We start from the raw sequence: 25,777 nt of genomic DNA on the forward strand, positions 1-25,777 counted from the left end.
GCCGGTCGCGGGCGGGTATCCGTGCCGGGTGATCGAGGACGAGCTGATCGCCCGCCACCCCCGGGTGTTCCACATGGCGTCGGCGGGAGCGTGGCCGGCGCTCCGGGACCACGGCCTGCGGACCACCCGCCAGATCGTGGACGCCTGTGCGCCGGGTGACGACGTGCGGCGCCGCCTGCTCGAGGCCCGGCGCACGGAGTCGACCTCGCTGGAGCACCCGACGCTCGGCTCCGTGGTCATCCGTGACCAGATGCCGCTGCAGGAACGGAACCTGCACCTCGTCGACATGACGTTCCGGGAGTGGCTCGACGTGCTCAACGGGCGGGTCTTCTTCTGGGTGGACGAGGACCGGCTGGCGGGGCTGCTCGAGGCCCGGCTCTACCGCGGTCGCGCGCACGACGTGATCACCCTCGACACGGCGGGTCTCCTGGCGGCGCACCGGGACCGTGTCCGGCTGGCCGGGCTCAACTCCGGCGCCACCCTGTTCCCGAACGCTCCGCCGCGCGGCGCCCACACGTTCACGACGATCGAGGACCATCCGTGGCCGGCGCGGGCGATCGTCGAGCTCGCCGTCGTCGACGGTGTGCACGACATCGACCAGCACGTGCTCCGCGTGGAGCGGCGCGGGCCCGGCGACGTCCGGACCGTTCTGCTCGACCGGGAGGCCGGGTGAACCCCCGGGCCCCGGTCAGCCCGCCGGGCGCCGGAACATCGCCGCCGTGACCGTCCGGGTCACCTTCCGCGGCAGGCGCTGGAACAGTCCGGCCATCACCCGGTTGGCCGGGCCGGGGACGTGGAGGACGCGTCCGGCGTCCCACGCCTCCAGCACCGACCGCGCGATCGCGTCGGGCTGCGCGAGGCCCGGGGCCCTGCCGAGGAGGTCGGCCATCCCCGCCGTGTCGCCGAACTCGGTGGCGGTGGGGCCGGGGCAGGTGACCATCGCCCGGACGCCCGTGCCGCGCAGCTCCATCGCCAGCGCCTCGCCCCACGACAGCAGGAACGCCTTGCTGCCGCCGTAGGCCGCGAGGTTCGGCGTCGGGTACATCCCGCCGCTCGAGGTCACCACGATGACGCCGCCCCGGCGCCGGTCCAGCATCGTCGGCAGCATCCGGTGGGTCAGCTCGACGCCGGCGAGCACGTTGAGCCGGAGCATCTCGAGCGTCCGGTCCCGCGGGATGTCCCGGAACGCGCCGAACGCCCCGACCCCGGCGTTGCTCACGAGCAGCTCCGCGCCCCCGAGGTCCGCCGCGCGCTCGGCGACGCGTGCGGCCGCGCCCTCGGCGGTCAGATCGGCGACCAGCGGGATCGCGCGGCCGCCGGTCGCGGTCTCGAGGGCGGTCAGACGGTGCTCGCGCCGCGCCACGGCCAGCACACGGTGCCCGCGCGCGGCGAGCGCCGTCGCCATCGCGGCACCGATCCCGGCCGACGCCCCGGTCACCACCGCCAGGCTGCCGTCCACGTGTCCCCCCGGGCCCGGAGCCCGGCGCGGACGGCCGGACCCCGACCGTCCGACGGTAGCGCTCACCGCGCCGACGAGAGGCACCTCCGGCAACTGCCGCGGCCGATGGAACCTGAGCGGCGAGCCTCTCACCCCCGGCGCCGAGGACGGCTGATCGCCGCTTCGAGGACGTCTCGGGCGCCAGGCGCGGCGCAGCTCCTCGAAACGGCGATCACGTCGCCGTGGGTGCGGGTGCTGCCCTCCGCCGCCGGGCTACGGGACCAGGCTCGTCGGGACGTCGACGAGCCTGCTGCGCAGGTACTCCCCGAGACCCTTGACCTGGGGATCGGGGCGGACCGAGGACGCCACGCCGTCGCCGAGGACGCCGTGCACGACGAGGTTGAGGGCGCGCAGGTTCGGCAGCTCGTGGAGGTCGATCGCGAGCTCCGCCGCCTCGGGGCCGAGGAGCTCGCGGGCACGGTCGACGGTCAGGAAGGCGCGCAGCCAGGCGTAGGCGTCGTCGGTGCGCGTCCAGAGGCCGATGTTGGCGTCGCCGCCCTTGTCGCCCGACCGCGCGCCGACGACGGTGCCAAGCGGGGCGCGCGTCGTCGGACCGCCGGGCGGTGGCGACGGAGTGGAATCGCGGACACTAGGTGTCTGCGGAGCCACTCCGCTGACACCCGGCGGGTCGGCGACCGTGCGGCGCTCGCCGTCGGGGAGGACGACGGTGTGGGTGACGGCGGAGCGGGGCACGGTCGCGGGGCGGTAGACCCCGAACGCCGACTCGGCGGTCGGCGGGGTGGTGGTGTGGAAGCCGGCGTAGCCGCCGAGCGCGAGCTCCATCGTCGCGTTGGAGAACGAGCGCCCGACCACGCGCGGGTCGGGGTCCTTCACCGTGACCCGCAGGTGCGCGGTCGCCTCGGCGTTGGTGGCGGCGTCGGGGTGGTCGAAGCGCAGGAGGCGCACGTCGACCTCGGCGAACCGGTCGCGGCCGCCGAGCACGTCGAACAGCAGCGCCTCGGCGTGGGCGGCCTTGGCCTCGATGTCGAGCCCGGTGAGCACCAGCGTCATGGTGTTGCGGTAGCCGCCGGCGTCGTTGACCGCGACCTTGAGCGTCGGCGGGGGAGCGCTGCCGCGCACGCCGCTGATGCGCACGCGGTGCTCGCCGTCGTCGGAGAGCTCGACGGTGTCGAAGTGGGTGGTGCAGTCGGGGCCGAGGTAGGCCGGGGCGGCGATCTCGTAGAGCAGCTGGGCGGTCACGGTGCCGACCGAGACGAGCCCACCGGTGCCCGGGTGCTTGGTGATCACCGACGAGCCGTCGGCGGCGACCTCGGCGATGGGGAAGCCGGGGTAGCGCCGGTCGGTGATCTCGTCGAGGAACGCGTAGTTCCCGCCCGTGGCCTGGGGCCCGCACTCGATCACGTGGCCCGCGACGACGGCGCCGGCGAGGGCGTCGAGGTCCGCACGCTCCCAGCCGTGCCACCACGCGGCCGGCCCGACCACCAGCGAGGCGTCGGTGACCCGCCCGGTGACGACGACGTCGGCGCCCGCCGTCAGGGCCTCCGCGATGCCCCACCCGCCCAGGTAGGCGTTGGCCGACACCGGCTTGCCCGTGACGGGCGGCGTGATCGCGTCGAGCGAGCCCCGCAGGTCGTCGCCCTCGACGTAGGCGACCTTCGCGCCGGTCCCGAGCTCGTCGATCGCCGCCGCGAGACCCGCCGGGTTGAGCCCGCCCGCGTTGGAGACGACCTTGACGCCCCGGGCCACGCAGTCGGCGAGGACGTCGCGCATCTGCGTCAGGAACGTCTTCGCGTACCCGGCGTCGGGGTCCTTGGCCTGCGCCTTCGCCAGGATGAGCATGGTCAGCTCGGCGAGGTAGTCGCCGCAGAGGACGTCGATGCCGTCGCCCGCCCGCCCACCGCCCTCGAGCATCTCCCGCGCGGCGTTCAGCCGGTCGCCGTAGAAGCCCGAGATGTTCCCGATCCGGACCGCACGTTCCGCTGTGCTCGCTGTGCTCACAGCGGCTTCCTCCCCGTCCCGGCCGCGCCGGCGAACGCCTGCCCGATCTCCGCCCACTCCTGCGCCGCGTCGCCCACGATGTCCAGGCCGAGGTCGTCGCGGTGGCGGCGCTGGGTGATGAGCAGCGCGAAGTCGAGCGCCGGCCCGGTGATCCGGTCCGCCGCCTCCTCCGGGCCCCACGCCCAGACCGACCCGTCCGGCGCCGTCAGCTCGACGCGCACCGGCGCGTCCGGCATCGACCGCCCGTGCGCCAGGTAGCTGTAGGCCCGCGCCCCGACCCCGATGTGCGCGACGTGGCGCAGCCGGGCGGTGGGCTCGGGGACGACGCCGACGGTGTCGTACACGTCCTGCCCGTGAGCCCAGGTCTCCATGATCCGCGCGGTCAGCGAGGACGCCGCGCTCATCGCCGGGCCGAACCACGGCACCCGCAGCGACGGGTCGAGCCCGCGGAACCCGGCGATCATCCGGGCGCGGGCGTCGTCGAACCACGCCAGCATCTCGGCCCCCGACAGGTCGCGGAACCGCGCGCACACGGTGTCCGGGTCGACGCCGCCGTCGGCGTCCATCTGCGCCTTCTCCGCGGCGAACGCGGCGGGGTCGGTGGCCGAGCGCAGGGTGACGTCGTCGAAGTACGCGAGGTGCGACACCTGGTCGGCGATCGTCCACCCCACCGCGGGCGTGGCGCTCCGCCACTGCGCCTCGGAGAGCCCGGCCAGCACGGCCCGCAGCGACGCGGACTCCGCGGCCAGGTCGTCACACAGCGCCGTCATCGACACCGGCATCCCGTCTACCTCCCCGTCCAGACCGGGGTCCGCTTGTCGCGGAACGCCGCCGGCCCCTCCTGCGCGTCGGCGGAGCGGTACACCGGCGCCCAGATCTCCTCGGCGCGCGCGTACGCCTGCTCGCGCGGCGCCTCCGCGGACAGGTACGCCGTCCGCTTGGCCGCCCGCACCGACAGCGGCGCGTTGGCCGCGATCCGCGCCGCGAGCTCCTGGGTGCGGTCGCGCAGGTCCGCGGCCGGCACCACGTGGTTGACCAGCCCCACCTCGCGGGCCCGGGCGGCGTCCAGCGGGTCGCCGGTCAGCAGGATCTCCAGTGCCACCCGCGGCGGGACGAGCCAGGACAGCGGCGCCGCCCACGGCGAGCCCCGCCCGACCTTCACCTCCGAGACGGCGAATCGCGCGTGCTCGGCCGCCACGATGAGGTCGCACTGCTGGGCCAGCAGGAACCCGCCGGCGTAGGCGACGCCGTTGACCGCGGCGATCGTCGGCTTCGCGACCTCGACGTTGCGCCCGAACTGCGGCAGGAAGTCCGGCGGTGGGATCTCCAGGGACGACTCCGCCATCTCCTTGAGGTCGCCACCCGCGCAGAACGCCTTCTCGCCGGCGCCGGTCAGGACGAGGACCGCGGCGGAGTCGTCGGCGACGAACCGGTGCGTGCCCTCCCAGAGGCCGTCGCGCACGTCCTTGCTCAGCGCGTTCCGTGCCTCCGGCCGGTCGATCGTCAACCAGGCGACGCCGTCGACGACGTCGTAGGTGACCACGTCGGTCACGGGAAGATCCTCCGTAGCTCGGGGCGGTTGAGCTTGCCGCTGCCGGTGCGGGGCAGCGCCTCGACGATCTCGATCCGTCGCGGCCGGTGCATGCCGCGCAGGTCGGGGTGCTCGGCGCACCACCGGTCGAGGGCCGCCACGGTGACGCCGGGGCGGTTGGGCACGACGACCGCGGTCACCTGCTCCACCCAGCGGTCGTGCGCGGTGCCGATCACGGCGACCTCGGCGAGGTCCGGATGGCCCGCCAGGTGCTCCTCGACCATCTGCGGGAACACGTTCTCGCCGCCGGAGACGATCATGTCGTCGATGCGGTCGACGTAGTAGAGGTAGCCGTCGGCATCGCGGGACATCAGGTCGCCGGTGCGGAACCACCGGCGGCCGTCGGCGTCGACCGCCCACTTCTCGGGTGCCTCGAGGTGCCAGTAGCCGGGCGTCACCGCGTCGCCCTGCACCCAGAGCTCGCCGACGCGGGGGTCGCCGGGCTCGAGGTCCGTGGTGTCGTCGGGTCGATCTCCGCTGCGCTCCGTCTCCCGGCCGTCCACGGGCACCAGTCGCGTCGCCACGATGTGGTCGAGCGGCCGGCCCATCGAGTCGGGCCGCCGCGGCTCGCCGGGGTGGTAGGTGACGACGAGGCCGTTCTGCTCGGTCTGCCCGTAGATCTCCGTGCCGGGGATGCCGGTGCCGTTCTCCAGCCGCTCGATCGCCGCGGTCGGCGTGCGGGAGCCGCCGAACATGCAGAACCGGAACGAGTCCAGCCGGACCGGGTCGCGTGCGGTCCGGTTGCCGACGTCGATCATCATCGTCGAGATCAGTCCGCCGATCGTCGGGCGCAGCCGCTGGGCGATCTCGAGCCACACCTCGACGTCCCAGCGCGGCATGAGCGTGATCTGGCCCCCGCGCAGCAGCAGCGGCACCGACGCGAGCTGCAGGCCGCCGACGTGGAACATCGGCATGCAGTTGAGGACGTGGTCGGCGCCGGTGATCCCGTAGAACTCGATGGTGCCCTCGGCCTCGGCGAGGACGTTGCGGTGCGTCTGCCGCACGCCCTTGGGCACGCCGGTGGAGCCCGACGTGTACATGATCAGAGCGTCGTCGCCGTCCAGGCGCGGGACGACGGCGTCGGTCGGCGCCGTGTCCGCCACGGCCTGCGCGAACGAGCCTCCCGGCCCCGTCGTGAGCAGCGGCGGGGCCCCGCCCTCGAGGACCGACTCGACCCGCTCGACGTCCCCGGGCGGGAGCACGAGCAGCCGCGCTCCGGAGTCGGTGACGGCGTGGCGCAGCGGCGCGTCGGGGAAGAGGTAGTTCAGCGGCACCCCGACGGCCCCGGCCTGCCATGTCCCGAGCAGCCCGACGACGTACTCCACGATGTTGGGCAGGAAGAACCCGACGCGCTCGCCGGGCCCCACGCCGGCGGCCCGGAGGTGGGCCGCGAAGCGTCCGGCCTGCTCGGCGAGCTCGGCGTGGGTGAGCTCGAGGTCGTCGAGGCGCACCGCGACGTCGTCCGCGTGGTCGGCCGCCGCGCGGCGCAGCAGGACCGCGATGTTCACGAGGCCTCCTCGGCGGCGGTGGCGTCCTCGACGACGGCGAGCACCTGCCGGGTCTCGACCTGGTCGCCCGGCACGACGTGCATCTCCCCGACGACGCCGTCGACCGGCGCCGCCACGGTGTGCTCCATCTTCATCGCCTCGAGCACGACGAGGGCCGCGCCGGCGGTCACCGCGTCGCCGGAGGCCGCGAGCACCCGCACCACGGTCCCCGGCATCGGTGCGAGCAGCGACCCCGCGTGCGCGACGGCGTTCGGGTCGGCGAAGCGGGGGACGTCGGTGAACGCGCTCGCGCCATCGGGCCCGTCGACGAACGTCCATCCCGCCGCGCGGTGCACCCGGTAGGCGCGGCGCACGCCGCCGACCTCCAGCGTCACCTGCTCCGGCGACGCCGCCACCAGCGTCACCGGCAGCGGTTCGCCGTCCACGGCCACGTCGAGCCGGGCGCGGCGCGACGCGTAGGTGACGTCGATCGTGCGGTCGCCCGTCGCGTACGACGCCGACTGCGGCGGACCCCCGACGTTGCGCCACCCCGTCGGCACACTGCGCAGCACCGGCGCGTCGGCGCGGTGCTCGGCCTGGAGTGCCAGCGCCGCCGCGACCGCACGGACGCGCTCGCCGTCGTCGGGCCCCGGGGAGACGAGCTCCGGGTGCCGGGGCAGGAAGCCGGTGTCGGTGCCGCCGGCGAGGAACTCCGCGTCGCGCAGGATGCCGACCAGCAGGTCGCGGTTCGTCGTGACGCCGTGCAGCTCGGCCCGCGCGAGCGCGCGGGCGAGCGTGCGCGCGGCCTCGGCGCGCGTCGCGCCGTGGGCGATCACCTTGGCGAGCATCGGGTCGTAGTGCGGGCTCACGACCGAGCCGTCGACCACGCCCGTGTCGACGCGGACGCCCGGCAGCGCCGGGACCACGAACCGGTGCAGCGTCCCGGTGGCGGGCAGGTACCCGGCCGGCACGTCCTCGGCGTAGAGCCGCACCTCGATCGCGTGCCCGTCGATGCGCGCGCCGGTCACCTCGGCCGGCAGCGGGTGCCCCTCCGCGATCCGCAGCTGCAGCGCCACCAGGTCCAGGCCGGTGACCAGCTCGGTCACCGGGTGCTCGACCTGCAGGCGGGTGTTGACCTCGAGGAAGAAGAACGCTCCGTCGCGGTCCAGGACGAACTCGACCGTGCCGGCCCCGGTGTAGCCGATGGCCTTCCCGGCGGCGACGGCAGCCGTCCCGAGCTCGTCGCGCAGCGCCTCGTCGACCGCCGGTGAGGGGCTCTCCTCGACGATCTTCTGGTAGCGCCGCTGGATCGAGCACTCGCGCTCGAAGAGGTGGACGACCTCGCCGGCCGTGTCGCCGACGATCTGCACCTCGACGTGGCGGGGGTCCTCGACGAACCGCTCGAGGAACACCGTGCCGTCGCCGAACGCCGACGCGGCCTCGCGCCGGGCCCCGTCGACGGAATCCCGCAGCTCGGGGGCCGAGCGCACGATCCGCATCCCGCGCCCGCCACCGCCGAACGCGGCCTTGACCAGCACCGGGAAGCCGATCTCGGCGGCCACGGCGTCGAGGTCGGTGTCGTCGGTGACGGTCGCCCCGGGCAGCACGGGGACCCCGGCGGCCTGCATCAGCGCCTTGGCCTCGAGCTTCGAGCCCATCGACCCGATGGCCTCGGGCGTCGGCCCGACGAACACCAGGCCGGCGGCGGCGCAGTCGCGCGCGAACCCGGCGTTCTCGGAGAGGAACCCGTAGCCGGGGTGCACCGCGTCGGCGCCGGTCGTGCGGGCGGCCGCGATGACGAGGTCGGCCCGCAGGTAGGTCTCGGACGGTGACGCGCCGGGCAGCCGGACGGCCTCGTCGGCGAGCGCGACGAACGGGGCGTCGGCGTCGGGGTCGGAGTACACGGCGACGGTGCCGATGCCCAGCGCGTGGGCGGTGCGCATGACGCGCGCGGCGATCTCGCCACGGTTCGCGACCAGCAGCTTGGTGATCGTCCGGGGCGCGCGCGGCGACGGGGAAGGGTTCATGGCGCCTACATCCGGAAGACGCCGAAGCCACGACGGCCGGCGACGGTGGTGGAGTGCACGGCGGACAGGGACATGCCGAGCACGGTGCGGGTGTCGCGGGGATCGACGATGCCGTCGTCGTAGAGCTTCCCCGAGATGAAGAAGGAGTGCGCCTCGTTCTCGATCTGCGCCTCGATGGCGCGGGTCCGGGCGGCGTCGGCCTCCTCGTCGAACGGCTTGCCCTGCGACGTCGCCGAGGCGCGCCCGACGATCGACATGACCCCGGCGAGCTGCGCCGCACCCATGACCGCGAGCTTCGCGCCGGGCCACGCGAACATCAGCCGCGGGTCGTAGGCGCGCCCGGACATGCCGTAGTTCCCGGCGCCGAACGACGACGCCATGTTGATCGTGATGTGCGGGACCGCGCTGTTGGTCACCGCGTTGATCATCTTGGCGCCGTCCTTGATGATCCCGCCCTGCTCGTAGTCGGTGCCGACCATGTAGCCCGTGGTGTTCTGCAGGAAGATCAACGGGGTGTCGGTCTGGTTGGCGAGCAGGATGAACTCGCTGGCCTTCTTCGCCTCCTCGCTGAACAGCACGCCGCGGTGGTTGGCGAGGATCCCGACCGGATAGCCGTGGATCGCCGCCCACCCGGTGACCAGCGAGGTGCCGTAGAGCGGCTTGTACTCGTCGAACTCGGAACCGTCGACCGTGCGGGCGAGCACCTCGCGGGGGTCGAACGGCACCTTGGTGTCCGGCGGGAGCAGCCCGAGGATCTCCTCGGGGTCGTAGCGCGGCTCCGGAGCGTGCGGCGAGGGCGGTGGACCGAGCTTCTGCCAGTGGAACCGGGAGACGATCTCGCGGCCGAGCCGGATGGCGTCGCGCTCGTCGGTGGCGAAGTAGTCCGAGAGACCGGAGACGCGGGAGTGCATCTCGGCGCCGCCCAGGGACTCGTCGTCGGCGGTCTCGCCGGTCGCCATCTTCACCAGCGGCGGCCCGCCGAGGAACACCTTGGCCTGACGGTCGACGAGGACGGCGTAGTCGCACATCCCCGGGACGTAGGCGCCGCCGGCGGTGGAGTTGCCGAAGACCAGCGCGACGGTGGGGATCGCCATCGAGGACAGCTCGGTGAGCTCGTGGAAGATGCGCCCGGCGGGGACGAAGAGGTCGACCTGGGTCGGGAGGTCAGCGCCGCCGGACTCCACGAGGTTGATCACCGGGAGCCGGTTGGTGCGCGCGATCTCGAGCGCCCGCAGCGTCTTGCGCAGCGAGTACGGGTTCATCGCGCCGCCGCGCACCGTCGGGTCGTGCCCGATGATCAAGCACTCGACGCCCGAGACCACGCCGATCCCCGTGAGCACCGAAGCGCCGACGGTGAAGTCGGTGCCCCAGGCCGCGAGGGCGGAGAGCTCGAGGAACGGGGAGTCCGGGTCGAGCAGCAGCGCGAGCCGCTCGCGGACGGGGAGCTTGCCGCGGTCGCGGTGGCGCGCCGTGTAGCGCTCGCCGCCGCCGGCGACCACGAGCTCGAGCTGCTCGTCGAGCGCGGCCACGAGCTCGAGCTGGTTCTTGCGGTTGCTGACGTAGCTCTCGGAGGTGGTGTCGAGCAGGGAGCGCAGGACGGCCATCGGGTCAGCGACCTCCGTAGTGGTCGGTGTGCCGGTCGCGCAGCACGTTCTTCTGGATCTTGCCGGTGGACGTCTTCGGCATCTCGTCGACGACGATCACCGCCTTCGGGACCTTGTAGCCGTCGAGCCGCTCCTTGAGCGCGGCGATCAGCGCGTCGGGCTCGACGGTGCCGCCGGGCTTCGGGACGACGACCGCGGTGATCGCCTCGCTCCAGCGGGCGTGGGGTAGTCCGACGACGACGACCTCCGCGACCGCCGGCTCGGCGTCGTAGACCGCGCGCTCGACCTCGAGCGAGGCCACGTTCTCGCCGCCGGTCTTGATGACGTCCTTGTAGCGGTCGGCGAACCAGAGCACGCCGTCGTCGCCGAACCACCCGACGTCGCCGGAGTGGAACCACCCGTGCGCGAACGCCTTCTCGGTGGCGGCCTCGTCGTGGAGGTACTCCTGCATCGTCGAGGGACCTCGGTAGACGATCTCGCCGTGCTCGCCGGGGCCGAGGAGCTCCCCGTCCGGCCCCATGATCCCCACCTGGACCCCGGTCAGTGGGGTGCCGACCGACCCGACGTGGCTGAGCTGGTGCTCGGGGCGGAAGAGCGTGGTGATCGGGGACATCTCGGTCTGCCCGAACAGCAGGGCGAAGTCGCAGCCGTAGCCGTCGAGGCACGCCTTGATCTGCGCCTCGGGCATCGGCGCCATCGCGTAGACCGCGCGCCGCAGGCTCGACACGTCCCGCGCCGCGAAGTCCGGGTGGTCGAGCGCCGTCCGGTACATCACCGGCAGGCCGAACACCTGCGTGATCCGCTCGCGCTCGATGGTCTCGAGGAACCGCGCCGGGTCGAAGCCGCGGTGCACGTGGATGGTCGCACCGACGACGACGGCGGGGGTGCAGAACGCGTTGAGCTGCGCGGTGTGGAACATCGGCATCATCGCGATGAACCGGTCCTCGCCGCTCCATCCCGAGTCCAGCGCCGCCGACATCGACTCGAGGTGGATCGCCAGGTGCGTCCCGACGACGCCCTTCGGGAACGACGTGGTGCCCGACGTGTACAGGTAGGACAGCGGCGCGCGGTCCGGGACGGCGACCTCGGGCGGGGAGTCGTCGCTGGTCGCGAGCGCGTCGAGGGTGGTCGCGCCGGGATCAGTGGTGCCGGTGCCGGGGGCGACGACGGTCTCGGCGACGGCCGGTACCCGGCTCGTCGCCTCGGCGATCGTCGCGGCCAGCTGGCTCTCGACGACGATCCCGCGCGCCTGCGAGTGGTCGAGCACGTAGGCGACCTCATCGGGGCGCCAGCCGAGGTTGATCGGCACGCACACCACGCCGACCTTGGCGCAGGCGTAGTAGACGGCGAGGAACTCCGCGCTGTTGCCCGCGGCCAGGGCGAGGGCGTCGCCGACCGCGTAACCGCGGGCGAGCAGGCCGTGGGCCAGACGGTTCACCCAGGCGTCGAACTCGGCGTAGGTCAGCCGTCGGTCGCCGTCGACGACCGCGAGACGGCCGGGGTGGGCGGCCGCCGACCGCGTCAGGGCGTCGCCGACGTTGATCCGCCGGGCCAGGTTGCGCTGCAGGTCCATCGCGAGCTCCCCTCTCAGTAGGACCGCGGCAGGCCCAGGCCGTGCTGGGCGACGAAGTTGAGGATCATCTCCCGGTTGACCGGGGCGATCCGGAGCAGCCGGGCGAGGCCCCAGTAGGGGAGGAGGCCGAACTCGCTGGCCACGCCGTTGCCGCCGTGGGTCTGCATCGCGGCGTCGACCGCGGCGAGCGCGGCCTCGGCGGCGGCGTACTTGGCCATGTTCGACTCCTCGCCGGCGGGCAGCCCCTGGTCGTGCAGCCAGGCGGCCTTGCGGGTCATCAGCGCGGCCAGCTCCGTCTCCACCCGCGCCTTGGCCAGCGGGTGCGCGACCCCCTGGTGCGCGCCGATGGGCCGGCCCCAGACCTCGCGCTCGTTGGCGTAGCGCGCGGCGCGGGCCAGCGCGTAGCGGGCGATCCCGACGCAGAGCGCCGCACCGGTGATGCGCTCGGGATTGAGGCCGTGGAAGACCTGACGGAAGCCCTGGCCCTCGTCGCCGACCAGCGCCGTCGCGGGCAGCCGGACGTCGTCGAAGTGCAGCGTGAACTGCTTCTCGGGGAGCATGACGTCGACGGGCAGCGGGATCTTCTGCAGGCCCGGCGCATCGGTGGGGACGAGGAAGAGGGAGAGCCGGGCGTTGCCGCGCTCGTCCTTCCCGGTGCGCGCGACCAGCAACAGCGCCTCGGCGTCGTCGACCCCGGAGATGTAGTACTTCTCGCCGCGCACGATCCACTCGTCGCCCTCGCGACGGGCCGTCGTCGCCAGCTGGTGGGTGTTCGAGCCCGCGCCAGGCTCGGTGATCGCGAAGACGACCTTCTCCCGGCCGCTCGCCAGCCCCGGCAGCCACTCCTTGCGCTGCTCCCCGGTGCCGTACTCGGCGATCACCGCGGCCGAGATCGCGTGCGTGACCAGCAGCAGCAGCATCGGCGCGCCCTGCGCCGCGGTCTCCTCGCAGACGAGGGCCAGCTCGACGAGCCCGCCGCCCCCGCCGCCGTGCTCCTCGGGGACCGACACCCCGACGAAGCCCGCGTCGCCGAGCGCGTGCCAGAGCTCGGTGCACTCCGCGCCCCGGCGCGCGTGGTCGACGTAGTAGTCACCACCGAACGGCGCGGCGATGTCCGCGACGGCGGCCCGCAGATCGCGGTGCTCGTCGGTCTCCACGAAGTCCACTGCGACTCCCGCCCCGAACGTGATCCGTCGTTCACTCGGAAGGGACCGTAGCGCGTCCCACCGACACTGAGAAGGGGCAACCCGGCGGCGACGCGCTACGCTGCCTCGACACATCGGGTCCGTGAGCTGGGCGGGCGCGGAGCGCGCCCGAGTGAGCCGGGTTCACCACGGCCGAGCCCGACGGTCGGGAGAGGAGCAGGGCGTGACGGCAGCCGAGGGTGGCGCACCGGCGCTCGTCGAGGTCGCCGGCGGCGGCGTCCCCACCGACGCCACCGGTGCCACCGACGACACCGAGCACACCGACGCCGCCGCCCTGCCCGCGCCCGCGACTGTGGCCGCCACCGAGCAGGAGGCCGCCCGCCCCCGCCGCCGTCGCGACCCCGCGCGCAAGGACCGGATCCTCGCCGCCGCCGCCGACCTCGTCGCACGCCACGGCTACCACGCCGTCGGGATGGCCGACATCGGTGCTGCCGCCGGCATCGTGGGCTCGGGCGTGTACCGGCACTTCGACGGCAAGTCCTCGCTGCTCAGCGCGCTGCTGGAGCAGCTCATGGACCAGATGGAGCGGGCCGCCGCCGCCGCCGTGGCCGACGCCCCCGGCGACCGGGAGGCCCTCGGGCGGCTCGTCGGGGTGCACGTGCGCTTCGCGATCGACGAGCGTCGCCTGCTGCAGGTCTACTACCGCGAGGCGCACCACCTGCCCGAGGACGACCTGCGGCGTCTGCGTCGGGCGCAGCGCCACTACGTCGAGGAGTGGGTGATCGCGCTCGCGCCGCTGCGCAAGGAACTCTCCGACGCGGAGCTGCGCGTCGTGGTGCACGCCGCGCTCGGCACCACCCAGGCCGTGCTCTTCCACCACAGCGGCCTGGAGCCCGCGCGGCTCGCCGAGATGCTCGAGGAGATGGCCCGCCGCTGCCTGGGTCTCGAGGGCGCCGGAGTGAATGGCGGATAACTGACCCTTGCGCCACCACGGTCCGGCTCGGGATGCTGCACGTCACACCGCGACGGCGAGGAGGCACGGGTGGACAGTGCGGGCGCGGGCACCACGACCTTCGACGTCACCACGTTGCGCGGGCGCCGGGCGGTGCAGCGCTGGGAACGCACGTCGGTCGGCGACGTCTTCGAGCGGCTCACGTGGAGCTACCCCGACAAGACCGCGATCGTCGGGCGCCCCGGGGCGTTCGCCGACGAGCGCTTCCGGTCCCTGACCTACCGCGAGGCCGACCGCGTCGCGAACCAGGTCGCCCACGCGCTCGCGGCCCGCGGGCTGCGCCCCGGCGACCGCGTCCTCCTGTGCTGCGAGAACTCGGTCGAGGCGTTCCTGACCAAGATCGGGATCGCGAAGGCGGGCATGGTCGTCATGCCGCTGAACCCGAACCTCGCCGAGGACGTCGTCGAGTACCTGATCGGGCACGCCGAGCCGGCGCTCGCGATCGTCGACGCCGAGCTCTGGCCCCGCGTCGCCGCGGTGTTCGACCGCACCGGGCTGTCGGTGGGCGCCACCGTCACGGTGGGCGGTGAGCCCGTCGCGGGCAGTCCGTCGTTCCCCGCGTTCCTCGACGGGCAGCCGGCGGACGAGCCGGACGTGGAGATCCACGGCGACGACATCTGGGAAATGCTGTTCACCTCGGGCACCACGGCGATGCCCAAGGGCGTCATGACGTCGCACGCGTCGAGCTACCTGGCGGCCATGAACTTCGCCCTCTCGCTCACCCGCGGCGTGCGGCTCGAGGGCGACCTGCGCGTCGGCACGTTCCTGCCGATGATCTACCACGTCGGCGACCTGATCTTCACGCTCTCCGCGTTCCTGTCCGGCGGCACGCTCGTCCTGGGGCGCCGCCCGGTGCCTGACCAGGTCGCGCTGGCCGTCGCCGAGGAGGGCGTCACCGCGCTGTGGGCCGGGTCGCCGCAGTTCGTCGCGGCGCTGACCGGCGAGATCGAGACCGCGGGGCACGACGTGAGCAGCCTGGGGGTGCTCGTCTACGGCTGGGGCGCGCTGGCCCCCAAGACCTACCGCGCCCTGCTCGACCGGGCCGGCGACGACCTCGTGGTGCTCGGGATCTTCGGCCAGACCGAGGCCATCGCGTGCCACCGCTTCTGGCCCGCGAAGTGGCCCGACACGTACGAGCGCACCGCGCCGGCCACCAACTACGTCGGGCTGCCCAGCCCGCTGCTGGCCTCCGACGTCGTCGACGAGGTCGGGGGCTCGCTGCGCGACCAGCCCGGGGTGGCGGGCGAGGCGGTGTACCGCAGCCCGATCATGACCGCCGGCTACTACAAGAACGAGGAGGCCACCCGCGAGGCCTTCCGTGGCGGCTGGTTCCACTCGGGCGACAGCGCGGCGGTCGACGAGGACGGCCTGCGGATCGCCGTCGACCGGATCAAGGACATCGTCAAGTCCGGCGGCGAGAACGTCTCGAGCCTGCGGGTGGAGGCCGTGCTCTACGAGCACCCGGGTGTGCAGCGCGTCGCGGTCGTCGGCCTCCCGCACGACCGGTGGGGCGAGGCCGTCACCGCCGTCGTCGTGACCGCGCCGGGCGCGGAGGTCGCCGCGGACGACCTGGTCGCCCACTGCCGCGCGCGTCTCGGTGGCTACGAGACGCCGAAGGCCGTCGTCTTCGCCGACGAGCTGCCCGAGACCGTCGGCGGGAAGATCCTCAAGTACAAGCTGCGCGCCCGCTACGCCGACCTCTACGCCGGCTGATCACCGTGCGCGTCGGGATCAACGTCGGACACTTCACCGGCACACCGCCGCCCGGTCTCGCCGAGCGCCTGCGGGCCGTCGACGAGGCCGGCTTCTCCTCGGTGTGGTTCGCCGAGGCCTACGGCTCGGACGTGTTCACGCCGCTCGCGTTCGCCGCGGCGTTCACCCGCCGGGTGCGTCTGGGCACCGCCGTCGCCCAGATCCCCGCGCGCACGCCCGCCGCCACCGCCATGGCCGCCACGACCCTCGACCACCTCAGCGGCGGCCGGGTCGTGCTCGGCCTCGGCGCCTCCGGCCCGCAGGTCTCCGAGGGCTGGCACGGCGTGCCCTACGCCCGGCCCCTGGCGCGCACACGGGAGTACGTGGACGTCGTGCGCCGGGTCCTGGCCCGGCGCGAGCCGGTCACCTACGACGGCGAGTTCCAACGCCTGCCCGCCGAGGGCACCGGGCTGGGCAAGCCGCTGAAGTCGTCGCTGCACCCGCTCCGGCCCGACCTCCCCGTCCAGCTCGGCGCCGAGGGTCCCCGCAACGTCGCGCTCGCCGCGGAGATCGCCGACGGCTGGCACGCGATGTTCTTCGCCCCGGGCTTCGACGACTTCTACCGTGACGCGCTGGCCTCCGGCTTCGCCCGCCGCCCGGGTGGTCGCCCCGAGGACTTCGAGGTCGTCGCGACCGTGCCCGTGGTGCTCGACGACGACGTCGAGCGCGCGGCCGACCGCGTCCGCCCGGAGCTCGCGCTCTACATCGGCGGCATGGGGGCGGCCGGTGCGAACTTCCACCACGACGTGTTCGTGCGCATGGGCCACGGCGCCGCGGCCCGGCAGGTGCAGGAGCACTACCTGGCCGGACGCAAGGACGAGGCGGCCCGCGCGATCCCGACCGAGGTCGTGGAGCAGGTCGCGCTCGTCGGGCCGGTGGGCAAGGTGCGCCGCGACCTCGACCGGTGGGAGGCCACCGTCGTCGACGAGATCGCCGTGCAGGGCCTGCCCGAGGACATCGGCGCGGTGGCCGCGGCGCTGCTGTAGCTCATCTCAGTGCAGGAGGGTGAGCAGGCCCTCGAGGCCGCGCCGGAACGCCGCTCCCACCCTGTCGGCACCGTCGAGCCCGGCGCCGGTCATGGCGCCGTCGCGCATCATGACGAAGTGCGCCGCGGCGTCCTCGGGCCTGCCGCGGCGGGGTGAGTCGCCGAAGACCTGGCCGAACAGGTCGGTCAGGGTGGCCACGTACCAGGCGCGGTGGTCGAGGATCAGCCTGCGGACGGGGTCGGTGGGGTCGGGGTACTCGGCGGCGGCGTTGAGGAACGCGCAGCCGCGGAACGCCGGGTCGGCCAGGTCGTCGGTGACGGCGGCGCCGATCGCCCGCAGCGCGTCGGCCGGTGACGGCGCGGTGTCGACGGCGGCCTGCACCACGGCGCGGGTGCGGTCGTCGACGCTGCTCAGGTACGCGAGGACGAGGTCTTCCTTCGACGGGAAGTGCCGGTAGAACGTCGCCCGCGTGGACGGTGCCTCGCCGAGGATGCGCTCGACCCCGACGGCCCGGATCCCCTCGCGGTAGAAGAGCTCGCCGGCGGTGGTCAGCAGGCGTTCCCGGGCCTCGGAGCGCGCGGGGACGGTCGTTGCCATGGGGTCGACGCTAGCAGAAAGAACGATCGGTCTTGCTGTCCTTGCCGAGGTGTGCCACGGTCTCCCTGAGTAGAGAGAACGGTCTTTCTACATGGAACGAGAGGAACCCGGCATGACCACCACCATCGCTCCCGGTCCGGCGGCCGTCGCGCCGGCGCTGCGACGTCTCTACCTCGCGCGCTCCGGATTCGCCCTGGTCTGGGCGGTCCTGCTGTTCGCGACGTCGTCGAGCGTCGGCGTCGTGACCGCGGTGCTGCTCGTGCTCTACCCGGTGGTCGACGTGGTCGCCGCCGTCATCGACGCCCGCTCGTCGCGGGTCGAGGCGGCCGGTGGGGCGGCGCGCGGCGTGTCCACCGGCCTGGCCGTGAACATCGCGATCAGTGCCCTCGCCGCGATCGGAGTCGCCCTCACGGTCACCTCCGACGTCCCGGCCGTCCTGCGGGTGTGGGGCGCCTGGGCCGTCGTGGCCGGCGTCGTGCAGCTCGTCGTGGCCCTGCGCCGACGGCGGGTCGGGGGACAGGGCGCGATGATCGCCAGCGGAGGGCTCTCCGTGCTGGCGGGCGTGTCCTTCGTCCTCATGGCGTCGGACGCCGGGGCGTCCCTGGTCGCCGTGGCCGGCTACGCCCTGCTCGGCGGCGTCTTCTTCGCCGTCTCGGCGCTGCGTCTCGGCCGGGGGAGGGTGTCGTCAGGAGGTCAGGACCCGGTGCGCGGGTGACGCCCGAGGACGGACGCCGCACCCTCGAGGTAGGCCTCGCGGTACGCCGGGGGCACCCACGCCGCCGTCTGGAACACCGTCAGCTCCGGACGGTCGTGGGTGGCGTCGAGGTGCAGGTGATCGTCAGCTGCGCCGTCGTCGTGCTCGCACCGGGCTCCGGCGTCGTCCGGCATCGCGGTCATGGCATCGCAGGATGCATGCCGCGTCGGCGGGATACCACCTCATTCCCACCGTGTTGCGCGGCGCGACTGAAGGGGAAAGCGGTTGCGGCCGTGGGACGGCGTCGGTGTCGACGCCGATGACCCCGCCGTCGAAGGTGGTCCGGGTCAGCGGGGTCCAGCCGGCGCTGCTGCGTCCGGTGTCGGGGTCGGGGACGGCGACGCGGACCGCGCCGTCGGTCCACCCCGCGTCGACCCTTCTCGCCCGGGTGGCCCTCCCCGCTACCCGGCCGGGCGGCTACGGTCGCTCCACGCGGTGATCGTCACCGCAGGGCACCTCCGGGGGGATGGTGGGCACTCCGGTCCCTGACCCGAGGATCGCGGCCCTGGATCCGCCCCCGTCGGAGCGGCCCCCGAAGCGCTACGACGCCTTCCTGTCCTACTCGCACGCGGCGGACCTGATGCTCGCGCCGGAGCTCCAGCGCGCGTTGCAGCAGCTCGGGAAGCGGTGGTACCGGCGTCGGGCGCTCGAGGTCTTCCGCGATGACACGGGACTCGCGGTCAGCCCCGCTCTGTGGCCGAGCATCTGCGCCGCCATGGACGGATCACGCCACCTCGTCGTGCTCGCCTCGCCCGCGGCCGCGTCGTCGGAGTGGGTCGGCAAGGAGATCGAGCGTTGGCTCGCGACACGTGGGCCGGAGTCGATCCTGCTCGTCGTCACCGAGGGCACCTGCCGGTGGGACGACTCCCGCAACGACTTCGACCCCGACGTCTCGGACGCCCTGCCTCCCGCGCTCTTCGGTGCGTTCGCCACCCAGCCGCTCTACCTCGACCTCGGCTGGGCTCGCCGCGACGTCGACCTGACACTGCGGAACGGGCGGTTCCGCGACGCCGTGGCCGGTCTCGCCGCGCCGATGCACGGCACCACCAAGGACGAGCTGGAGGGCGAGGACGTCCGGCAGCACCGCCGCACCCAGAAGCTGCGGACCGCCGTCATCGCGGCGCTCGCGGTGCTGGTGCTCCTCGTCGGCACCCTCGCGGTGGCGTCCATCCGGCGCGGCCAGACCGTCCAGCGTCAGCTCGACGCCGCCAACGCCGAGAGTCTCGGCGGTCTCGCCCTCGCCCGGTCGGCGTCCGACCCGGACGTGGCGACCCAGTTCGCCCTGCTCGCCTACCGGGCCGACCCGACGAGCCCCGCGGCCCGGGAGGCCGTGGCGCGCAGCTACCTCACCCACCGCGCCGTCGACCGGCTCGTGTCCACCGCACCGGCCACGATCGAGGCCACGCAGGCCTCCCGGGACGGGCGGGTGATCGCCCTGCTGGCCGGCGGCACGGCGCAGGTCCTCACCGACCCGCTCGACGGCGCGGCGAGCTGGACGTTGCCGGACGTTCCGCGCACGGCGCGCTTCGCGCTCTCCGGTGACGGCCGATGGGTGGTCGCGACCTCCACCGACGGTTCCCTGCGGCTGTGGGACACCGTGCGGCGGACCGGACCGGTCGTGCTGCAACCGCCCCGCGCCGCCGCCGGTGGTCCCGGCGCGGCGGTCGTCACGGGAGACGGCAGGCACCTGGTCTACGCGCCTCCGCTCGGCTCGACACCACGACCCGTCCGGCTGTGGTCGCTCCCCGACCTCGCGCCGCTGCCCGACGGCTTCGACCTCCGCCAGGAGCCCGACGTCGACAGCGTGGCGGCCAGCGACGACCTCGAGCAGGTGGTCCTCGCCCGTCCGGGGTCGCGTGACGGCGCCGTCGGTCCGGGCTCCGCCGCGCGCTCGATGCGCACGGGAGCGGTGCTGCGCGAGATCACGCCGGACACCGTCGTGGCGACCGGGATGGAGCTCGGCTGCGACGGCGTGTCCGGTGATCAGAAGATCGTCGCTCGCGACATGGTCACCGGAGCCGAGACGAGGCGCTGGGCGTCGCTACCTTTCGGGCCGACGTGCGGTGCCGGCGGCAGATGGCTCGGTGTCCCGCCGGAGATCAGCGCCGACGGCACACACGTGGTGGAGAGAGCGGGGGGCTATCGACCCGGCAGGGAGTTCGTCCGGATCGCCTCGCTCGTCGACGGGTCGCGGTGGTGGGCCGAGGTGCCTCGGGAGACGGTCGATCAGGTCGGTCTCACGCGGCCACCGGCCCCACCGGCGGTGCTCACGGGCGGGCAGGCTCCGCGGCTGCTCGCCCCCGACGGACGCTCGCTCGCCCTGGTCGAGCTCCATCCGGAGGTCGTCCCGCCCCGGCCGGAGTCGTCGGCGTCGACGTACGTCGCGCTGCCCCAGGTCGCCAGCACCCGCGACGGTCGCTTCCTCCTCAGCCAGCGAGGTCAGGACGTGTCGGTGGTCGACGTCGCGACCGGTCGCGTCCTCGCGGTGAAGGAACGGCTGCTGAGCGCCGACGACCGGAGGGCGCACGGGCTCTTCGTGAAGCGGGATGGCCTGTCCGCGCTCGACGACGTCGGACCGCACTGGGTCCGCACCGAGTTCGCGCTGCCCGACCTCGGCACGACTCGTTCGGACGTCATCCCCTGCACCCCCGGCGCGAACGGCATGAGCGCGACGCGCAGCAGTGGTCTCCTGATCTCCCTCTGCGGGGCGGTCCTCGCGGCGCGGGACGAGCGCACGGGCGAGGTCGTGTCCATTCCGTTGGGAGCCACCCCGCAGGAGCGGGATCGGTATCGCGGCGCCCAGCGCGTGGTCGCTCGTCCGGGTCACCCCGGTCAAGTGGCCATCGACGCTCCCGGCTCTCTCGCGGAGATCTGGAGCCTCACCGAGCAGCGGAGGATCCACGTCCTGCCCGGGCGTCCACCGACCGACGGGATGCAGCGCCTCACCTTCGATCGCAGCGGCGCGCAGCTGTTCGCCTACGACGGTGCCTCGGTCACCGTGTGGGACGCCGACACGGCACAGCAGGTCCGCCCTCCGTTCGCCGCCCCCGACGTGATCGAGATGCGTGAGGTGACCGAGGACGGCTACCTGCTGACCGAGGACGGCGACTCGGGCCTGGTGTTCTGGGACGTCACGCGCGGATCGCGCAGTGGCGTGTTCCCCCTCAGCCAGAGCCTGGACGAGAGCGAGCCCGACGGCCGCACGCTCAGCGCCAACGGGCCGTACGGCTCGACCGTGGTCGCGCTGAACGGACGCGAGTGGTTCGACAACCTCTGCCGGTTGGCCGACCGACCGACGACCTCAGAGGAGGAACGTCTGCTCCCGCCCGGTGCCGACCCGTCGCCGCCGTGCGGGTGACCGCGCACTGAGGCGACGGAGGCGCGGCTCCGGTCACGCGAACGGCCCACCCGGTCCGAAGGCGTGCGCGGCGAAGCGTTCGGCGATGAGCTCGTGGGTGGCGGGGTCGGGGTGCAGGCGGTCGGGCAGGGGGAGCGCGTCGGCGTCGCCCTCCCCGTAGAGCGCGAGTCCGTCGAGCAGGTGCAGGTGCTCGTCGTCGGCACGCTGGGCGACGACGCCGGCGAGTTCGTCGCGCACCACCTGCAGCGAGAGCTTCCCGGTCGGTCCGCTGTTCACCTCGGCCGGGTCGCCGGTGGCCCGGAACCGGACGGTGCCGTCCGCGAAGTCGGGCGCCCCCGGGCCGGGGGTCGTCTCGTGGATGGGGCACAGGATCGGGCCGACGACGAGCAGCGGTGTGGTCGGGTGCGCGTCCCGGACGGTGTCCAGGAACCCGTGCACGGCGGGGGCGAAGGCGCGTCGCCGCATGACGTCCCCGTTGACGACGTTGATCCCGATCTTGACGCTGATGAGGTCCGCAGGCAGGGCCGCGATGACGCGCGCGACGAACGGGTCGAGCATCATGCCGCCGCTGACGCCGAGGTTGACCAGCTCGACGCCGCAGGTCCTGGCGACCAGCGACGGCCACGTCCCCGTCGGGCCGGCGGCGTTGGAGCCCTGACTGATCGAGCTGCCGTGGTGCACCCACACCGGCCGGTCCGCGGGCGGCGCGGGCGTCACGGGGGCGTCGGCACGCAGCGCGACGAGCTCGGTCGGTTCGTGGTGCGGCAGCCACACCTCGAGCCGCTTCTCGCGCGGCGGCAGCCCCGCGAACCGGACCGTGCCCACCGGCCCGTCGTGGGTCTCCACGGTGCCGGTGGCGAGGTCGAGGACGATCGCGCGGCCCCCGCTCGAGTGCTGCTGGTCGGTGGGGACGCCGTCGACGAGCAGGTCGAAGCGCCCGTCGGGACGTGGCGGCATGCCGCGGAACGAGGTGGTGGTGCGGTGGGCGTCGATCTCGACGACGGTGGCCGAGGTCCGCAGCACGAGCCGGACCCCCGCCGGGCAGGACTCGGCGCTGAGCACCTGCGGGTCGGCGCGCGCCCGGGCCCAGGCGGGCAGGCGGTGCGGGCGGATTCCGCGGTCGGTGGTCTCCAGCTCGACCGCGCCGCGCACCAGGTCGGCGGTGATGGGCGTGGCGGTCAGCTCAGGCACGGCGGTGTCCCTCCGGTAGGGAGTCGAGGGCGTCGAGCACCCAGGTCCAGCTCTGATCGGGTCGCGCTCGCCGTGGCTGAACCCGCCGGCGAGCCCGAGGTGCACAAAGCCCCCACGGTACGGCGACTGAGCGGAATCCCGCCGCGCTGGTGGACGCGTTGGTTCACCCCAACGGCCCACGCTGATGTCACGCGCTGCTACTAGCGTGATCGCGCGCGGCCGGTCTGCTCGCCTCCCCGCACGCCGTCGCTGCTGCGGCGTCTCCTCCCCGATCGGAGCGAACCCATGACTGCGGTCATCCCTGCGTCGCCGCTCGCTCCGGGCGTCGGCCCATCGACGCCCTCGACCACCGGGTCGAGCACGACGACCCGTGCCCGACGTGCGTCCACCATCTCCGTCGACCCCGCCCTCGGGTACCGCGCGGCCGGACCACTCCCGATCGCGATCAACGGCGACGACGATCTCTTCCTCGCCGACGGCAGGGTCTACCGCCTCCGACCGAACGGCACCGGGACGGTCGTCGTCGGGCAGCGCGCGGGCCGGTGGGACGGCAAGACCGACGAGCTCGCCAAGGAGCTCTACTACCCCGGGCGCCCCGCCTTCGACGCCGCCGGGAACGTGTACGTCCCCGACAGCTGGAACCACGTGATCAAGAAGATCGCGGTCGACGGCACCATCAGCGTCTTCGCCGGTCGGTGGTTGGCGCGGGGCAGCGGCCCGGGTGTGCTCGACGGTGACGGCGGGCCTGCGACGGCGGCGGGACTCAACCGCCCTCGGGCCGTCGCGGTCGACAAGGACGGCGTCGTCTACATCGCCGACACCGACAACCGGTGCCTGCGCAAGGTGGCGCTCGACGGCGTGATCTCGACGATGACCTGGACCGCCGAGGGTGATCTCGGCGCGGGTGGGGGCACGGTGACGTGGGCCCGGGGTCTCGCGATGAACGCGGCGGGCACGGCGCTCTACATCTGCGACACCGCCAACCACCGGGTCCTGCGCCTCGACCTCGCCGCGAAGAAGCTCCGGCGGGTCGCGGGCGGCAACGGCAGCGGCCCGGCCGGCGACGGCGGCCCCGCGGACCGGGCCCAACTGAGCTGGCCGGTGGGCGTGGCCCTCGACGGCGAGGACAACCTCTTCATCGCCGACACCTCCAACCACCGGGTGCGGATGGTGACCCCGAAGGGCGCCATCTCGACGGTCGCCGGTACCGGCTCTCCGCGCGACGCGGTTGGGGCGGACCGCGCGTCCGCGACGGCCGTGGCTCTCGCGAACCCCACCGGGGTCGCGGTCGACAGCCGTGGGTCGCTGTTCATCACCTGCTTCGGCGCGCCGGACATCCGCCGCGTCGACCTGCCGACGTTCTCGGTCCCGACGGCGACGGCCTACGACTTCGGCACCGGGGCGTTCTCGGTCCTCGCTCTCGTGTGTCCCGACGTGATCCCGGGCGCGAAGCCCGACGAGGCGCAGCGCGGCAACCTCGTGTCGCGGCACGCGCCGTACCGGAAGGGCGGAGGGTGGGCGCTCACCCTCGTCGTCGACCCGCCGAAGCGCACCGCGGGTCGCTACGTCGTCGTCACCCTCTACGCGGGGGACGGCACGCAGCAGGAGATGTTCTTCCGCCTGGACGACGCGGCCCTGAAGGGACAGGTCGACGGCAAGGTGGTCGCCCTGCCGGACGGGTCGACCCGCTTCCAGCACACCGTGGTCTTCACCCGCGACGCGACGGGGACGTGCCGCCTCTACCTGGACGCCGCTTCCGTCGACCCGGTCGAGCCGGCGGCGGTGTCCACGGCGGACGTGTCGAGCACGGCGCCCCTCGACCTCGACCGCATCCTGCCGGTCTCGGGCACCGCACCCCAGGACCAGGAGCCGGGCGACACGACCCGTGGTCTCGTCCGCGCCGCGTTCCTCTGGGCCGGCGCCCTCTCCGCGACCGACGTCGTCAACGTGACGAGGCTCGTCACCAACCCGCGCATCAACGTCGCGCCCTCACCCGAGGTCGCTCCGACGTACGCCGCGACGGTGTCCTACGCGCCACCGACCAGCGACGACGTCGGCTACACCGTCACGACGACCGGGACGACCGCGATCGTGACCCCCGAGGGGAAAGCCGTCTCGAGGTCGTCCACCAAGACCGGAGAGCTCCAGCCCACCCTGCGCGAGATGAAGCGCCGGGCCGCGAAACTGATCACGAACTTCGACGTCGACGACACCCAGCTCGCGACGTACCGCTTCGGTCCGTTGGAGCCGAAGCCGGGCACGACGTCGTCGACGATGACGGTGACGGGACTGCCCGACCCCGACGAGGCCCCCGGACCCACCAACAAGGAGACGACGGAGACCGAGACGTTCGTGTTCGGCGCCCCGCGGGACCCCGGCGACGTCCACTGGACGACCTACCGCGACGCCGGCAAGGAGAGCGGCGACCTCGTGGATGCCGCGCCCGAGGCGGCCGACTGCCGGTGGGAGTGGAACGACAACCCGGCGTTCTCGTACTTCCGCACCGATCTCGACGTGGCCGCGCTGCCCGGCGAGAAGTGCGTCGGCGCGTGGCACCTGCGCGGGCGGGCGCCGGGCAGCATCCGGTTGGGGCGGGACCTCTCGCCGACCGGCAACCACCTGCCCCCGGAGCAGGTCCTCGACCCCGCAGACCTCGACACCGTGCTGCCCTTCTACGTACAGACGCAGCGCGGCGTCGACTGGTGCTGGGCGGCGACGTCGGTGTCCGTGGCCACCTTCTACCGGCGTGGGCGCCGGGTGCCGAGTCAGGAGGACCTGGTCACGGCGAGTGCCCGGGACCTGGCGTGGAGCTTCTGGACCCAGGCCTTCGACGCGCCCCTCGGCGCCGGCGCCGTGCTGGGCGAGCACAACCCGGAGAAGTTCGACTACCCGAACCGGGTCACGCCGCCGTTGACGAGACTCGGGATCTTCGCCGAGGTCGTCGAGCGTCAGGATCTGAAGGGCGCCCGCGATGCCGTCCGTGAGGGACGGCCCGTCCTGGCTCGGCTCACCTGGGAGCGGTCGAGTCCGACGGCACCGGATCCCGGCTCCCACTTCGTCGTGCTGACGGGCACCTATACCGCTCGGGCCGAGGGCAAGCAGCCCGAGCCGATGCTCGTCGTGTCCGACCCCTTCCACGGCGTCACGGCGCAACCCGAGTCCACGTTCCCGGCCTCCTATCACCAGGGTGCGTCGTGGCAGGACACCGTCTACACCCGGCCGGCCTGGGCCGCGGACACCTGA

At 73.7% G+C, this 25,777-nt stretch carries 19 protein-coding genes; 7 read left to right on the top strand and 12 right to left on the bottom strand.

Annotated features, from left to right (window positions below; all coding sequences use genetic code 11):
• The first annotated feature begins 28 nt into the window (after positions 1–28).
• Positions 29–673 carry a DUF7002 family protein gene (locus WCD41_RS01900; protein WP_337711682.1) on the top strand — a complete coding sequence of 215 codons (645 nt, stop codon included), beginning with the start codon at positions 29–31 and terminating at the stop codon, positions 671–673.
• A gap of 15 nt (positions 674–688) precedes the next feature.
• Here WCD41_RS01900 and WCD41_RS01905 read toward each other — a convergent pair whose 3' ends face one another.
• The 9 genes from WCD41_RS01905 to WCD41_RS01945 all read right to left on the bottom strand — a co-directional run bounded on the left by WCD41_RS01905 (position 689) and on the right by WCD41_RS01945 (position 12,905).
• A complete protein-coding gene (locus tag WCD41_RS01905) occupies positions 689–1,459 on the bottom strand; it encodes an SDR family NAD(P)-dependent oxidoreductase (RefSeq protein ID WP_337711683.1) in 771 nt (256 codons plus the stop codon).
• Between the two features lie 252 nt (positions 1,460–1,711).
• Positions 1,712–3,457 carry an acyclic terpene utilization AtuA family protein gene (locus WCD41_RS01910; protein WP_337711684.1) on the bottom strand — a complete coding sequence of 582 codons (1,746 nt, stop codon included), beginning with the start codon at positions 3,455–3,457 and terminating at the stop codon, positions 1,712–1,714.
• Positions 3,454–4,227, bottom strand: a complete 774-nt coding sequence (locus WCD41_RS01915) for a TIGR03084 family metal-binding protein (protein WP_337711685.1) — start codon at positions 4,225–4,227, stop codon at positions 3,454–3,456. The genes WCD41_RS01910 and WCD41_RS01915 overlap by 4 nt, the downstream gene beginning before the upstream one ends.
• A gap of 17 nt (positions 4,228–4,244) precedes the next feature.
• Positions 4,245–5,009, bottom strand: a complete 765-nt coding sequence (locus tag WCD41_RS01920) for an enoyl-CoA hydratase/isomerase family protein (protein WP_337711686.1) — start codon at positions 5,007–5,009, stop codon at positions 4,245–4,247.
• Positions 5,006–6,556: a class I adenylate-forming enzyme family protein gene (locus tag WCD41_RS01925; protein ID WP_337711687.1), complete on the bottom strand. Its 1,551-nt coding sequence runs from the start codon at positions 6,554–6,556 to the stop codon at positions 5,006–5,008. Before WCD41_RS01925 ends, WCD41_RS01920 begins: the two co-directional genes overlap by 4 nt.
• Complete coding sequence (locus WCD41_RS01930) at positions 6,553–8,562, bottom strand: ATP-binding protein (protein WP_337711688.1); 2,010 nt, start codon at positions 8,560–8,562, stop codon at positions 6,553–6,555. Before WCD41_RS01930 ends, WCD41_RS01925 begins: the two co-directional genes overlap by 4 nt.
• A gap of 5 nt (positions 8,563–8,567) precedes the next feature.
• Entirely contained in the window at positions 8,568–10,166 is a 1,599-nt protein-coding gene (locus WCD41_RS01935) for an acyl-CoA carboxylase subunit beta (protein WP_337711689.1), read from the bottom strand.
• 4 nt (positions 10,167–10,170) lie between these two features.
• A complete protein-coding gene (locus WCD41_RS01940) occupies positions 10,171–11,739 on the bottom strand; it encodes an AMP-binding protein (RefSeq protein WP_337711690.1) in 1,569 nt (522 codons plus the stop codon).
• Positions 11,740–11,753: 14 nt separating this feature from the next.
• Positions 11,754–12,905: an acyl-CoA dehydrogenase family protein gene (locus WCD41_RS01945; RefSeq protein WP_337711691.1), complete on the bottom strand. Its 1,152-nt coding sequence runs from the start codon at positions 12,903–12,905 to the stop codon at positions 11,754–11,756.
• Between the two features lie 202 nt (positions 12,906–13,107).
• Here WCD41_RS01945 and WCD41_RS01950 point away from each other — a divergent pair, with 202 nt between their 5' ends.
• The 3 genes from WCD41_RS01950 (at position 13,108) to WCD41_RS01960 (ending at position 16,634) form a co-directional block, all read left to right on the top strand.
• On the top strand, positions 13,108–13,857 hold the full coding sequence (locus WCD41_RS01950) for a TetR/AcrR family transcriptional regulator (RefSeq protein ID WP_337711692.1): 750 nt from the start codon (positions 13,108–13,110) through the stop codon (positions 13,855–13,857).
• Between the two features lie 69 nt (positions 13,858–13,926).
• On the top strand, positions 13,927–15,609 hold the full coding sequence (locus WCD41_RS01955; RefSeq protein WP_337711693.1) for an AMP-binding protein: 1,683 nt from the start codon (positions 13,927–13,929) through the stop codon (positions 15,607–15,609).
• 5 nt (positions 15,610–15,614) lie between these two features.
• Positions 15,615–16,634, top strand: a complete 1,020-nt coding sequence (locus WCD41_RS01960; RefSeq protein ID WP_337711694.1) for an LLM class F420-dependent oxidoreductase — start codon at positions 15,615–15,617, stop codon at positions 16,632–16,634.
• Between the two features lie 6 nt (positions 16,635–16,640).
• Here WCD41_RS01960 and WCD41_RS01965 read toward each other — a convergent pair whose 3' ends face one another.
• On the bottom strand, positions 16,641–17,231 hold the full coding sequence (locus WCD41_RS01965; RefSeq protein ID WP_337711695.1) for a TetR/AcrR family transcriptional regulator: 591 nt from the start codon (positions 17,229–17,231) through the stop codon (positions 16,641–16,643).
• Between the two features lie 112 nt (positions 17,232–17,343).
• On the opposite strand from WCD41_RS01965, the gene WCD41_RS01970 reads away from it, so the two are divergent.
• Entirely contained in the window at positions 17,344–17,946 is a 603-nt protein-coding gene (locus WCD41_RS01970) for a hypothetical protein (protein WP_337711696.1), read from the top strand.
• On the opposite strand, the gene WCD41_RS01975 is transcribed toward WCD41_RS01970, so the two are convergent.
• Complete coding sequence (locus WCD41_RS01975) at positions 17,925–18,128, bottom strand: hypothetical protein (protein WP_337711697.1); 204 nt, start codon at positions 18,126–18,128, stop codon at positions 17,925–17,927. The genes WCD41_RS01970 and WCD41_RS01975 overlap by 22 nt on opposite strands.
• Before the next feature lie 323 nt (positions 18,129–18,451).
• On the opposite strand from WCD41_RS01975, the gene WCD41_RS01980 reads away from it, so the two are divergent.
• The gene (locus tag WCD41_RS01980) at positions 18,452–21,343 is read left to right on the top strand and encodes a TIR domain-containing protein (protein WP_337711698.1); all 2,892 of its coding nucleotides are present in this window, start codon (positions 18,452–18,454) and stop codon (positions 21,341–21,343) included.
• A 33-nt stretch (positions 21,344–21,376) separates the two neighbouring features.
• Here the strand turns inward: WCD41_RS01980 and WCD41_RS01985 are convergent, their stop codons facing one another.
• A complete protein-coding gene (locus tag WCD41_RS01985; protein WP_337712316.1) occupies positions 21,377–22,525 on the bottom strand; it encodes a GDSL-type esterase/lipase family protein in 1,149 nt (382 codons plus the stop codon).
• A 294-nt stretch (positions 22,526–22,819) separates the two neighbouring features.
• On the opposite strand from WCD41_RS01985, the gene WCD41_RS01990 reads away from it, so the two are divergent.
• A complete protein-coding gene (locus tag WCD41_RS01990) occupies positions 22,820–25,777 on the top strand; it encodes an NHL domain-containing protein (RefSeq protein WP_337711699.1) in 2,958 nt (985 codons plus the stop codon).

It is taken from the genome of Actinomycetospora aeridis (assembly GCF_037400275.1).
In the GTDB taxonomy this organism is placed as follows: Bacteria; Actinomycetota; Actinomycetes; order Mycobacteriales; family Pseudonocardiaceae; genus Actinomycetospora; species Actinomycetospora aeridis.

What these genes read in the sequence shown, in the direction of transcription:
- WCD41_RS01915 (WP_337711685.1), bottom strand. Translation starts at nt 4,227, where the DNA reads ATGACGGCGCTGTGTGACGACCTGGCCGCGGAGTCCGCGTCGCTGCGG.
- WCD41_RS01930 (WP_337711688.1), bottom strand. Translation starts at nt 8,562, where the DNA reads ATGAACCCTTCCCCGTCGCCGCGCGCGCCCCGGACGATCACCAAGCTG.
- WCD41_RS01935 (WP_337711689.1), bottom strand. Translation starts at nt 10,166, where the DNA reads ATGGCCGTCCTGCGCTCCCTGCTCGACACCACCTCCGAGAGCTACGTC.
- WCD41_RS01940 (WP_337711690.1), bottom strand. Translation starts at nt 11,739, where the DNA reads ATGGACCTGCAGCGCAACCTGGCCCGGCGGATCAACGTCGGCGACGCC.
- WCD41_RS01965 (WP_337711695.1), bottom strand. Translation starts at nt 17,231, where the DNA reads ATGGCAACGACCGTCCCCGCGCGCTCCGAGGCCCGGGAACGCCTGCTG.
- WCD41_RS01970 (WP_337711696.1), top strand. Translation starts at nt 17,344, where the DNA reads ATGACCACCACCATCGCTCCCGGTCCGGCGGCCGTCGCGCCGGCGCTG.
- WCD41_RS01975 (WP_337711697.1), bottom strand. Translation starts at nt 18,128, where the DNA reads ATGACCGCGATGCCGGACGACGCCGGAGCCCGGTGCGAGCACGACGAC.
- WCD41_RS01980 (WP_337711698.1), top strand. Translation starts at nt 18,452, where the DNA reads ATGGTGGGCACTCCGGTCCCTGACCCGAGGATCGCGGCCCTGGATCCG.
- WCD41_RS01990 (WP_337711699.1), top strand. Translation starts at nt 22,820, where the DNA reads ATGACTGCGGTCATCCCTGCGTCGCCGCTCGCTCCGGGCGTCGGCCCA.